13 protein-coding genes are annotated in these 11,828 nt (G+C 70.1%); 4 read left to right on the top strand and 9 right to left on the bottom strand.

The window, feature by feature from the left end:
- Positions 1–57: 57 nt before the first annotated feature.
- Positions 58–861 (top strand): SDR family oxidoreductase, encoded by an 804-nt coding sequence (locus PP359_RS05070; protein ID WP_112932641.1) that lies wholly within the window; start codon positions 58–60, stop codon positions 859–861.
- A 23-nt stretch (positions 862–884) separates the two neighbouring features.
- On the opposite strand, the gene PP359_RS05065 is transcribed toward PP359_RS05070, so the two are convergent.
- Positions 885–2,387 carry an MFS transporter gene (locus PP359_RS05065; protein ID WP_294978587.1) on the bottom strand — a complete coding sequence of 501 codons (1,503 nt, stop codon included), beginning with the start codon at positions 2,385–2,387 and terminating at the stop codon, positions 885–887.
- A 60-nt stretch (positions 2,388–2,447) separates the two neighbouring features.
- On the opposite strand from PP359_RS05065, the gene PP359_RS05060 reads away from it, so the two are divergent.
- Genes PP359_RS05060 through PP359_RS05050 form a run of 3 tightly spaced genes read left to right on the top strand, consistent with a single transcriptional unit; the run spans position 2,448 to position 4,272 of the window.
- Positions 2,448–2,948 (top strand): phosphoribosyltransferase, encoded by a 501-nt coding sequence (locus tag PP359_RS05060; protein ID WP_016463342.1) that lies wholly within the window; start codon positions 2,448–2,450, stop codon positions 2,946–2,948.
- Positions 2,948–3,637: a uracil-DNA glycosylase gene (locus tag PP359_RS05055; protein ID WP_499250020.1), complete on the top strand. Its 690-nt coding sequence runs from the start codon at positions 2,948–2,950 to the stop codon at positions 3,635–3,637. Before PP359_RS05060 ends, PP359_RS05055 begins: the two co-directional genes overlap by 1 nt.
- A 5-nt stretch (positions 3,638–3,642) precedes the next feature.
- Positions 3,643–4,272 carry a GNAT family N-acetyltransferase gene (locus PP359_RS05050; protein WP_036320838.1) on the top strand — a complete coding sequence of 210 codons (630 nt, stop codon included), beginning with the start codon at positions 3,643–3,645 and terminating at the stop codon, positions 4,270–4,272.
- On the opposite strand, the gene PP359_RS05045 is transcribed toward PP359_RS05050, so the two are convergent.
- The 8 genes from PP359_RS05045 to PP359_RS05010 all read right to left on the bottom strand — a co-directional run bounded on the left by PP359_RS05045 (position 4,261) and on the right by PP359_RS05010 (position 11,768).
- On the bottom strand, positions 4,261–4,563 hold the full coding sequence (locus PP359_RS05045; RefSeq protein ID WP_499250812.1) for a protealysin inhibitor emfourin: 303 nt from the start codon (positions 4,561–4,563) through the stop codon (positions 4,261–4,263). The genes PP359_RS05050 and PP359_RS05045 overlap by 12 nt on opposite strands.
- Before the next feature lie 28 nt (positions 4,564–4,591).
- Positions 4,592–5,692, bottom strand: coding sequence for a M4 family metallopeptidase (locus PP359_RS05040; RefSeq protein WP_499250019.1), 1,101 nt, complete (start codon positions 5,690–5,692; stop codon positions 4,592–4,594).
- Between the two features lie 62 nt (positions 5,693–5,754).
- The gene (locus PP359_RS05035; protein ID WP_294978600.1) at positions 5,755–6,558 is read right to left on the bottom strand and encodes an ABC transporter ATP-binding protein; all 804 of its coding nucleotides are present in this window, start codon (positions 6,556–6,558) and stop codon (positions 5,755–5,757) included.
- Positions 6,555–7,343, bottom strand: coding sequence for an ATP-binding cassette domain-containing protein (locus tag PP359_RS05030; protein ID WP_112932646.1), 789 nt, complete (start codon positions 7,341–7,343; stop codon positions 6,555–6,557). The genes PP359_RS05035 and PP359_RS05030 overlap by 4 nt, the downstream gene beginning before the upstream one ends.
- Positions 7,340–8,218: an ABC transporter permease gene (locus PP359_RS05025; RefSeq protein WP_112932647.1), complete on the bottom strand. Its 879-nt coding sequence runs from the start codon at positions 8,216–8,218 to the stop codon at positions 7,340–7,342. The genes PP359_RS05030 and PP359_RS05025 overlap by 4 nt, the downstream gene beginning before the upstream one ends.
- Positions 8,215–9,165, bottom strand: a complete 951-nt coding sequence (locus tag PP359_RS05020) for an ABC transporter permease (RefSeq protein WP_036320857.1) — start codon at positions 9,163–9,165, stop codon at positions 8,215–8,217. Before PP359_RS05020 ends, PP359_RS05025 begins: the two co-directional genes overlap by 4 nt.
- Positions 9,162–10,673, bottom strand: a complete 1,512-nt coding sequence (locus PP359_RS05015; RefSeq protein WP_295818639.1) for an ABC transporter substrate-binding protein — start codon at positions 10,671–10,673, stop codon at positions 9,162–9,164. Before PP359_RS05015 ends, PP359_RS05020 begins: the two co-directional genes overlap by 4 nt.
- Positions 10,674–10,826: 153 nt before the next feature.
- Positions 10,827–11,768: an alpha/beta fold hydrolase gene (locus PP359_RS05010; protein WP_499250018.1), complete on the bottom strand. Its 942-nt coding sequence runs from the start codon at positions 11,766–11,768 to the stop codon at positions 10,827–10,829.
- Between the last annotated feature and the right edge of the window lie 60 nt (positions 11,769–11,828).

Raw genomic sequence — 11,828 nt, 5'->3', positions numbered from 1 at the left:
TGACGTAATGAACGCACTCGCCTCGGCATCCGATTGCCGTGACGTAGCGTGGGGGGCATGACTTCGCCGCAGGAGAGTTCTCAGGACCATCGTCGTCGCGCCGTGGTGACGGGAGCGAGCTCCGGCATCGGCGCGGCGACCGTCCGTGCCCTGCGGGCGTCGGGCTGGGACGTGGTGGGCGTGGCTCGCCGCGCGGAGCGGCTGGTCGCGCTGGATCGCGAAACCGGGTCGGCATCGTTCGCCGCCGACCTGTCGAACGAGGCCGACGTGGCGGCGCTGGCCGAGCACCTGGCGCGCACCGGGGCGGTGCACGCCCTCGTGCACGTCGCCGGCGGCGCGCGGGGCACCGACCGGGTCGAAGACGGCGACCCGGCGGACTGGCGCTGGATGTTCGAGGCGAACGTGCTGTCGGCGCAGCTGGTCACGGCGGCCCTGCTGCCGTTGCTGCGGGCAGGGATCGACGACGGCGGTCACGCCGACACGCTGTATGTCACCTCGACCGCGGCGCAGACGGCGTATCCCGGAGGAGCCGGCTACAACGCGGCGAAGGCGGGCGAGGCGATGCTCGTGCACGCCCTGCGTCTGGAGCTGAACGGCGAGCCGATCCGCGTGACCGAGGTCGCGCCGGGCATGGTCTACACCGAGGAGTTCACCCTCAACCGACTGGGCGGCGACCGCGCCACGGCCGAGAAGGTCTACGAGGGCGTCGAGCACCCGCTCACCGCGGACGATGTCGCGGATGTCATCGCGTACGCCCTTCAAGCTCCCGGCCACGTCAACCTCGACCTGGTGACGATGCGCCCGGTCGCCCAGTCCGCGCAGCACCTGCTCGCGCGCGGTCGCCTCCGCCCGCGCGCCTGACCCCGCGGAAGAGGCCGGCGGCGTCAGGACGCGGGGGCGTCGGCGAACGCGACCTTCGGAACGAACACGAGCAGCAGGGCGGCGAGGAATCCGCCGCCGGCGCAGATCGCCCACACCGTCAGGTAGCCACCGAGGGAAGCCGCGGTCTGGCTGGCCACGGCGCCGGCGCCGGCCGCGAGCACCACGCCGAACACGGCTGAGGAGAACGACCCGCCGATCGTCTTGGTCGTGTTGGTCAGTGCCGTCGCGATGCCGGTCTGCCCGCGCGGGGCGGCGGCGGCCGCGGCGGCGGGAAGCGCACCGACCAGCGCGCCGCAGCCGAGCCCGGCGATCGAGAGGTTGAGCAGCACCTGCCACAGCTCCACGTGGAACGGCAGGAAGAGCAGATAGCCGATACCCACGAGCAGGGATGCCGCGATCAGTACGACCCGTGGGCTCGCCCGCCGCGAGGTCACGGCGAACAGCACGGCGCCCACGATGAGTGAGACGAGGTAGACCCCGATGATGTTCGAGCGCTCCGTGGCATCCAACCCGAGCCCGTAGCCGAGCGAGGGATCGGTGCCGGCGTACGTCGACAACGGTCCCTGCGCGCCGAGCAGGCTGATCCCGATGAGGAAGGCCGTCGCCTGCACCGGCCACATCTCGGGTCGGCGCAGCACCCGGATGTCCACCGCCGGGTCGTCCTGGCGCAGTTCGAAGCGCACGAACCACACGAACACCGCGACCCCGGCCAGCAGCAGGGCAACGACCCAGATCCAGGCGGCGGCGCCGAGCGCCAGCTCACCGATCATCCGCATCCAGGCCAGACCGCCCGTCACGAGCAGCAGTGCCCACGCGAGGAGCACGAAGCCCCTCGTGTCGAGGCGTCGTCCACCCTCCGGGGCGGATTCGGGAACACCGATCCAGATGACGAGTGCGACGAGCGTCACGGCGATCGCCGGCACGATGAGCGTCGCGGTGAGGTTCTGGCCGCTTGCGGCGAAGATCCGTCCGGCGGCGAGAGCGCCGACGATCGCGCCGACCTCCAGCCCGACGACCAGCAGACCCGCCGCGCGGCGGGTCGTCGACACTCCGCGCTGCTGCACCCGGCCGCGCTCGAAGATGAGGGCGATCTCCAACGGCAGCCAGACGACGTAGAAGCCCTGCAACGCCCAGGCGATCAGAAAGCTCCAGAACGAGGTCGCGAACGCCAGCCACCACGTCGCCCCGGCCGTGAGGACCGCGGCGATGAGCAGGATGCGCTTGTGGCCGTACATGTCGCCGAGTTTCGCGAGCACCGGGACGACGAGCGCCGACAGTAGCAGCTGCGCCGCCTCGAACCAGTTGACGTCCGAGTCGTGGATGCCGAGGGAGACGACGATGTCGCTGAACAGCGGCACGTAGTACCCCTGCAGGATGCCGCTGACGATCTCGACCAGGATGAACCATCCGATGAGGCCGGCGGTGATGCCGAGGCCCCGGGGAAGGCGGGCCGAGCGGGTGCGGGGGCTCTTCGCCGTCGAGGAGCCTGCGGAGGAGGAGGTCACGGCGTTCACTCTAGCCACGCGTGTGTGTCGCGCACCGCAGCGGCGCCTAGGCTGAATGCCGTGACGAGCGAGCGCGAAGTACTGACATGGGACGGTTTCGGCGAGGCGACCCGGGCGCTGTCCCGATCGATCGTGGCGGACGGGTTCGTTCCCGACGTCGTGGTGGCGATCGCCCGCGGGGGTCTGCTGCCCGCCGGCGCGATCGCCTACGGCCTGGGCGTCAAGAGCTGCGGTGCCCTGAACGTGGAGTTCTACACCGGCATCGGCACCGTGCTGGAGGCTCCGGCACTCCTTCCCCCCGACCTCGACCTCGGCTACCTTCCCGGCAAGCGGGTCCTGCTCGTCGACGACGTCGCCGACAGCGGTCGCACACTCGCCCTCGCGGTGAAGATGCTGCGCGACGCCGATGCCGACGTGCGATCGGTGTGCATCTACACGAAGCCCGGCAGTGTCGCCCAGCCCGACTTCTCCTGGCGCGAGACGGACCGCTGGATCGATTTCCCCTGGTCGGCCGCCGGTTCTGTGATCGAGGAGGATGCGGGCGCGGAGGCGAGCGCCTGATGGCGATGGCCCTCGACGAGCTGGCCGATGCCGGACTCATCGACGCGGATTGGGCGCGCGCGCTCGCTCCGGTGGCGCCCGACATCGCGGCGCTCGGCGAACGACTGCGCGCCGAGACCGCGGCAGGGCGGCCGTATCTCCCCGCGGGCGACAAGGTGCTCCGCGCTTTCTCGAGACCGCTCGCAGACGTCAAGGTCCTCATCGTCGGGCAGGACCCCTACCCGACCCCGGGCCACCCGATCGGGCTCTCGTTCGCCGTGGACGCGCACGTGAGGCCCCTGCCGCGAAGCCTCGCCAACATCTACCAGGAGCTGGAAACCGACCTCGGCATCGCACGGGCACCGCACGGCGACCTCTCCGCATGGAGCGACCAGGGCGTCATGCTGCTCAACCGCGTGCTGACGGTGGCCCCCGGCGCCCCCGCATCGCACCGCGGGTGGGGATGGGAGAAGGTCACCGAACACGCCATCCGCACCCTCGTCGCCCGCGACCGACCGCTCGTCGCGGTGCTCTGGGGGCGGGATGCCGCGAACCTGCGGCCCCTTCTCGCGGGGACCCCGACCGTGGAGTCCGCCCACCCTTCGCCGCTGTCGGCCAGTCGGGGCTTCTTCGGCTCGCGTCCCTTCTCGCGTGTCAATGAGCTGCTCGTCCAGCAGGGTGCGACGCCGGTCAACTGGCGTTTAGGCTGAGCCACATGCTGGAGGAGGAGTACGACAAGAGTCGGCGGCGGCTGCCCGTGCACCTGCGCCGCAGCGAGCAGGAGCGCCCCTTCTCCTACGAGATCCGGCCCGTGCGGGACGGCGATATTCCGGACATCCGCGAGATCTACAACTACTACGTCACCAACTCGGTGGTGACCTTCGACGAGAAGAAGTGGTCGCTCGCCCAGTGGCGCGAGAAGCTCGAGCATCTCTCCAAGCTCGGCATGCCGTTCCTCGTGGCGCAGTCGCCCAGCGGGCAGATCCTCGGCTATGCACTCGTGCAGCCGATGTCGGCCAAGTCGGCGTACCGCTACAGCGTGGAGAACTCGATCTACCTCGGCCAGGCGGCGACGGGAAAGGGCCTCGGCCGTGCGCTCCTGGAGGCGCTGATCGCAGCCAGTGAGGCGGCCGGCATCCACCAGATGGTCGCGGTGATCAGCGACAAGGGGGCCGAGTCCTCCATCGCCCTGCACGAGAAGCTCGGCTTCGTCGAGGTCGGACGCATGGGACGCGTCGGCTTCAAGTTCGGCCGCTGGCTCGGCACGATCTACCTGCAGAAGCAGCTGTCGCCGGTGAAGAAGAAGCGTTCGCTGTTCTCGCGCTCGGAGCGCTCAGAGGGGTGAGGGCGCGGCGTCGCGGACCGCGTCGATCAAGGTGCGCCAGGCGCCCTCGGCGTCCGCCTCGCTGACGATCGCACGGTGGGAACGACCGTCGACGTGAGCTTCGATGGTCCAGGTGAATCGGTCGGCGCCCTGCGCGGTCGGGGCAGCGGCCGAGCTCGGGAGATGCTCGGCGCTGTCCTCGGCATCCCAGGGGCAACGTTCCACGAGCTGCTTCCAGCGCGCACTCTCGTGGGGAGGTGCCGAGAGGTGCCAGCGGTGCGTGAATCCCGCGACGCCGCCGGAGCGGACCATGCTCACGGTCAGGGCGTGCGCATCGGCGTCATTCGCGGTCTCCGGCAGATCGCGCGGATCGGGATGGTTCGTCACGGGCGGTCACACCGACGGCGTTCCACGCGGTGCGGACGGCGTCGGCTTCCTCCGATCTCTCACCGTACTCCCGCTGCGCGACCGCCGTGGTCGCCGCCGCGAACGCCGAGAAATCCGCCGTCGGCGGCACGGCGCCCTGCGTCACCGTGAGGTACCAGATGCGGCCCGCTCGTTCCCACGCGTGACCGCCGAGCGCGGTGGCGACGAGGTGGAAGGCCTTGTTCGGGATGCCGGAGTTGATGTGCACGCCGCCGTTGTCCTCGCTCGTGCGGACGTAGTCGCGCATGTGGGCGGGCTGAGGGTCTTTGCCGAGAACATCGTCGTCGTAGGCCGTGCCGGGTGCCTTCATCGAGCGCAGCGCCACGCCCTGAACGGCGTCGGTGAAGATGCCGGCCCCGATCAGCCACGACGCATCCGCGGCGCTCTCACCGGCGCGATGCTGCTCTGTCAGCGCGCCGAAGACGTCGGCGACGGATTCGTTGAGCGCTCCCGACTGTCCCTGGTACTCGAGACCGCCGCCGTGCTCGATCACGCCGTGGCCGAGCTCGTGCCCGATGACGCTGATCGAAGAGGTGAAGCCCCGGAACACCTCGCCGTCGCCGTCGCCGAAGACCATCCGCTCGCCGTTCCAGAACGCGTTGTCATAGCGGTCGCCGTAGTGCACGCTCGCCGCGAGGGTTCCGCCGGCGCCGTCGATCGAGCGGCGTGCGAACGCGTCCCAGAACAGCTCGAAGCTCGCGCCCAGCCCCTCGAAGGCCTCGTTCACGGCGACGTCGGCGACGGCCGGGTCGTCTTCGCCGCGCACGCGCACGCCGGGAAGCGTTTCGCGGTGCTGCGCGTCGGAGATGACGCGGTCGGGCGTCGGCTCTCCCTGCAGGATGAGGGCGTCGCCGTCGACCGACAGATCGAGCCGTGCCCGACCGCGCGCGGGCGCTGGGTGGGAAGGCCGTGCGATCGCCAGGGTCGCGCGGGCGGCCTCTGCGGCGTTCGCGAGGTGCGGCGCGTCGGTGGCGGCCAGGCGAGACAGCAGGTACGGCGGAACGATGGCGAACATGGCGTCACCCTACGCCCGGCATCCGACGTGCGCGCCTGTCCGATGCCTCGCCCACGCAACGATCAGTCCCGCGGTGGGTCGATCACCGGGATGGAGGCGAGCAGCCGACGCGTGTAGGCGACCTGCGGCGCGAGCAGGACCTTCTCCGTCGGGCCCTCCTCGACGATGCGGCCGTCCTTCATGACGATCACCTCGTCGCAGAGGTTCTGCACCACGCCGATGTCGTGCGACACCATCACGAGGGTGAGCTGTTCGCGCTGGCGCAGCTCGCGCAGCAGCTCGAGGATCTGCGCGCGTACGGTGACATCGAGCGCCGAGAGCGGCTCGTCGCCGACGAGGATGCGCGGCCGGTGCACGATCGCGCGCGCCAGGGCGATGCGCTGGCGCTGCCCGCCCGAGAACTCGTGCGGGTAGCGGTCGGCCATCGCCGCCTCGAGGCCGACCGCCTCGAGCACCTCGCGCACGCGCGCACGACGATCGCCCGGGATCTCCAGCGCCCAGAGCGGCTCGCCGATGATCCTTCCGACGCTCATCCGGGGATCGAGCGAGGCATAGGGGTCCTGGAACACGACGCCGGTCTCGCGTCGCAGCCAGTGCAGCGAGCGCGCAGAGGCCCTCGCATCCACCGTGCGTCCGGCCACCGTCACCGTGCCGGTCGTGGGCGTGTCCAGCCCCAGCAGCACACGCACGAGCGTGGACTTGCCCGAGCCCGACTCGCCGATGATGCCGACGGCGGAGCCCTCGAAGACGTCGATGTCGGCGTCCTCGAGCGCCGTGGTCCATCGTGCCCGCTCGAACAGTCCGGTTCCGCGTTGGCGGAAGCGACGGCTGACGGCCCGCGCGCTCAGCAGGGCGTCCGCACTCATGCCGCACCCCCCGGTCGCCACAGTGTCGCGGTGGCATCGCGCAGCAACCCCTGGGTCACCGGTGATGCCGGCGCGGTCAGCAGACGTGAGAGCGGACCGTGCTCGACCACGCGCCCGTGTTCGAGTACGACGGCGTGCGTGGCGATCTGGGAGAGCACCGCCAGGTCGTGCGTGATGAACACCAGCGACATGCCGTCCCTCGCGACGAGGCCGGCGAGCAGCTCGAGCACCTCGGCCTGGATCGTGACGTCGAGCGCCGTCGTCGGCTCGTCCGCGATCAGCAGGCGAGGACGGCAGGCGAGGGCCATGGCGATGGCCACCCTCTGGCGCTGACCGCCGGAGAGCTGGTGCGGGTAGCGGCGGACGATCTGGGCGGGTTCGGGAAGCCGAACCCGCTCGGCCTCTGCGATGGCGCGGGCCGCGGCATCCCTGCGCCCGAGGCCCTCGTGGATGCGCACGGACTCGGCGATCTGGCGGCCGACGGTGCGGATCGGATTTAGGGCGGTGCGCGGCTCCTGGAAGACGATGCCGATCTCATCGCCGCGCAGTCGGGCGAGCTCGCGGTCCGGCAGACCGATCAGCTCGCGCTCGTTCCATCGGATGCTGCCCGTGGCCGTGGCGGCGTCCGGCAGCAGGCCGAGGATCGCGAGGGCGGTGAGGGACTTGCCCGACCCCGACTCTCCGATCAGGCCCACGCGCGCGCCGTCGGGGACGTCGAAGGAGATGTCGTCCACGACGCGGCGACCGTCGATCTCGATCGACAGATTGCGCACCACCAGGCTCACGAGATCACCGCCGTCGTGTGGGTCTGCGCCGCCGTGCGCCGACGCGTGAGGGTGGGGTCGGTCGCCTCGCGCAGTGCGTCCCCGAGGAGGTTGAGCCCCAGCACCGTGATCGTGATCGCCAGTCCCGGCCAGACGACGCTCAACGGGTGCACCGAGATGTACTGCTGCAGGTCTTTCAGCAGCAGCCCCCAGCTGGGTTCGGTGAGGGGTGCGCCGAACCCGAGGTAGCTGAGCCCGGCTTCGGCGAGGACGGCGACGGCCATGCCCCACGACAGCTGCACGATGAAGACCGGCGCGACGTTCGGCAGCAGGTGCCGGTACAGGTTCTGGAAGGGAGTGAGACCGGCGGCTCGACCGGCGAGGACGAAGTCGCTGTGCAGCACGCGGCGGAGTTCCGGGCGCGTGACGCGCGCGATGTTGACGCCGAAGCCGATGCCGACCGAGACGATCACCACCCACAGCGAGCCACCCCACACCGACGAGATCATCATGGCGATCAGAAGAACGGGGAACGCGATGAGGATGTCGACGAGCACGGCGACGCTCTCGCGCAGCCACCTCGCGGTGAGTGCGCCGAGGGCCGCGAGGACGACACCGATCACCGTCGCCACGAGACCGGCGCCGAGCGCCACCCAGACCGTCGTGCGAGCTCCGGCCATCAGCAGACTCAGGATGTCGCGGCCCGCGCCATCCGTGCCGAGCAGATGCGGCCACCCCGGCAGAGCCCACCGGCCGTCGACGTCGACCGCCTGCGGATCGAACGGCAACCAGAACCGTGCGACGAGTGCGACGACGCCGATCGTCAGCACGACGAGGAGACCGAAGCGTCCCGTCGACAGCGCCCACAGCCGACGCAGCCAGGCGAACCTGCTCATTCCGCCTCCCGCTGCCGAGGGTCGATCAGCCGGTGGACGAGGTCGACGGCGAAGCCGACGACGAGTACGAACCCGGTGAGCGCGAGCAGTTCGCCCTGAACCTTGAGCAGGTCACGCTTGCCGACGTCCTCCACGAGCATGCGTCCGATGCCGGGCAGGCTGAACAGCTGCTCGATGACGACGGCGCCGACGATGATGCCGGCCACCTGCAGCCCCAGAACCGTGATGATCGACAGACCCACCGTGGGAAGTCCGTGCCGGATAAGGGCCTGCGTGCGGGTGAGCCCTTTCGCCGCCGCGGTGCGGACGAAGTCCTCTCCCGTCGCCTGGAGGGTCGCCGAACGGACGAACCGCATGAGCATCGCACCCTCGACGACGCCGATCGTGATCGCCGGCAGCAGCAGCGCCCGCACGGCGGATGCCGGGTCGCTCCACCCCGCGCGGGGAAAGCCCTGGGCGGGCAGCCACCCGAGCCAGACGGCGAACACCAGCACCAGCATCATGCCGGCCCACACCACGGGGACCGCGGCGACGGCCTGGGCGCCGACGGAGAGGGCGGTGCCGTCGGGACGGCCGCGGCGAACGGCGGAGAGCACTCCGAACGGCAGTGCGATCAGCAGCGCAACGGTCATCGCCATGAGCCCGAGTGGAATCGTCACCTGCGCCTTCTCGGCGAGCTGCCCCGCCACGGGGGCGCCCGTCAGCAGCGACTGGCCGAGATCTCCGCGAACCACGCCGGCGATCCAGCTCAGGTACTGCACCGCGATGGGCTCGCCAAGGCCCAGGCGCTCACGGATCGCGTCGACCTGCGCGGGGCTCGCGTCGATCCCGGCGATGAGCTGAGCGACGTCGCCGGGAAGGACCCGGAGCGTCAGGAAGATCAGCGCACTGGCGACGAACAGGCCGAGCAGCAGCAGGGCCAGTCGCGTCAGCGCGTAACGGATCACCCCTTGCTCTTGGCCAGCTCGGCGAGGTTGATGCGCTCGTTGACGTTGACCGACGGGAAGCCGCTCACGTTCGTGCCCACCGCGACGATGGACGCACCGTTGTACAGCCAGTCGGCGGCCTGATCGTCCGCGACGATCTTCGCGGCCTGCTTCAGCAGGTCGGCGGAGGTCTGCTCGTCGGTCGCGCTGAGCGACTGCTGGTAGAGCTTCTGCACCTCGGGGTTGTTGTAGGTGAAGTAGTAGTTGGGGTTCGCCCAGTTCTCGAAGTCACGGGCCTCGGTGTGCAGCACGAAACTGAGGTCGTAGTTCTTGTTGATGTAGACGTCGTTGAGCCACGTCGGGAATTCGACGGCCTTCACCTTCAGGGTGATGCCCACGTCGTTGAGGTTCGACACGAGGATCTGAGACACGGTCGTGCCGTAGAACGACGGGATCGTGAGCGTCAGCGTGAGGTCCGTCACCCCGGCGTCGGCCAGGAGCTTCTTCGCGGCCGCCGGGTCGAACGGGGCGGTGGACGACAGGTCCTCATAACCGGGGTCGAGCTCGGGAATCGGACCGTACAGCGTCTGGCCGGCCCCGAGAGCCTTGACGATCGCGTTGTGGTCGATGGCCTGACGGATCGCCTGGCGCACCCGCTTGTCGGACAGGGGCGCCTTCGTCGAGTTCATCGCGAGCGTGCCCTTGTCGGTGGACTTGCCGAGCACGAGTGTGAAGTCACCGTTCGCCTCGATCTGATCCTTGAGGTTGGCGTCGAACCCCGTGACGACGTCGAGCTCGTGAGCGAGGGCGCCGTTGAGTGCCGCCTGGTTGTCGGGGATGTAGCTGAACACCACCTCTTTGACCTTGGCCTTGTCGCCCCAGTACGCGTCGTTGCGGTCGAAGGTGATCGAGTCGCCCTGCTTCCAGCTGGTCAGCTTGTAGGGCCCGGTGCCGTTCGCCTTCGTCTTGCGATCGGTGGTGTCGTCCTTCTTGAGGACGAGACCTGCACGGCCGGTGAGGTTCCACAGCAGGCTGGAGTCGGGCTGGCTCAGCGTGAGCACGACGTCCTTGCCGTTCGCGGCGATGCTCTGCACGCGGGTGAGGCGGTCGGAGTCGCTGTACGACGCATTGGACTTGACCTGTTCCAGCGACCAGACGACGTCATCGACGGTGAGCGGGGAGCCATCGTGGAAGGTGACGCCGTCGCGGAGCGTGAACGTGTAGGTGAGGCCGTCGGACGAGATCTTGTAGTCGCTGGCCAGCTCCGGCTCGATCTTCTGATCGGGCGTGCGCGAGACGAGGCCCTGGTAGACGTTGTCGATCAGGATCTGGTCCAGCGCGGCGCCGGCTGTCTCACGGATGTCGAGGTTGCTCGGCTCGGAGACGAGGCGCACGGTGACGACGGCGTCGGGGTCGGGCGTGACCGCTGTGGGGGAGGCGTCGGGTGCGGATCCGCCGGAGCAGGCGCTCAGCAGCAGGGCCCCGGCGGCGAGAAGCGCGGCGGCGGCGACGGTGGTGCGGCGAAGCATGTGAGAGGTGTCCTTTCGGCAGCGCGGGCGTGCGCGTGTGCTGTGCGCAGCGGCCCGCGGACTCGGGTGCGCGTTACAGCCTAGGCTTTGCGGCGGTCGGTGCGGTCATCGGTCTTCGCTGGGGTGACACCGAGCGTCATGCGACCGGTCGACTCAGCCGCGCGCGACCTGTGCGATGAGGCGGGCCAGTTCCACCGGCTGCTCCTCCTGCACGTTGTGGCCCGAGTCGACCTCGACGACGGATGCCGTCGGGAGGCGGTGCTGGAAGTCGTCGGCATCCGTCGGCGTCAGGAACCCGCGACGTCCGCGCACGAGCGTGATCGGAGCGGTGGTGGCGGCGAGATGGTCCCATCCCTCGGTGGTGAGGGCACCGCGGATCGCGTGTCGTTGTGCCTGCGCGCTCGCCGCGGCATCCGCGTCGCCGGCCATCGCGTTGGCGAGGTGCGCGAAGTGGTGCTTCCACTCGACGCGGCCGTCCGCGCGCACGCGCGAGTTGAGGGTGACGCCGCGCGTCGCAGCCCCACGGGATCCGCCGAGGCCGAACGAGAGCGCCCGTTCGACGAGCTCGTCGCGGCTGGCCCAGTCGGTGGGGCCGGCGAAGAAAGCGGCGATCTGTGCGGCATCGCCGTCCGGGTCGATGCCGGGGGTGATGTCGACGACGATCAGCTCGCGCACCAGCTCCGGGTGCGCAGCGGCAAGCGCGGCTGCTGTCAGGCCCCCGAGCGATTGGCCGACGAGCACCTGCGGCGTGTCCCGCGTCCACGCGGCGACAGCGGGCGCGATGTCGGCCGCGAGGACGCCTCCGGTGTACGCGGCATCCGCCCGCCATGACGAGTCGCCGTGACCTGGGAGGTCGACGGCGAGGGCGGGGACGCCGAGGGCGAGCACCGTCGTATCCCAGGTGTGGGCATTGAGGCCCGCGCCGTGCAGCAGCGTCACCTGCGGGGCCGTGAAGGCGGCGGTGACCGGGTCCCCGTACTGCAGAGCGCTGACGGCACGGCCGTCGTCGAGGAGGTGCGTGAGACGGCGCACAGGGGGGACGGCGTCGATGCCGAGCTCGGCCGCTTGGTCGGCGAGGAAGGAGAACTCATCCATCCGGCCATTGTGCCTCGATCCGCGCTCGCAGCGGTCGTCGCTCACCCGTCCTAGGCTGAT

It is taken from the genome of Sphingomonas sp. BLCC-B65 (assembly GCF_028550675.1).
Lineage (GTDB): Bacteria > Actinomycetota > Actinomycetes > Actinomycetales > Microbacteriaceae > Microbacterium.
This window is presented reverse-complemented; position numbering and strand designations above follow the sequence as displayed.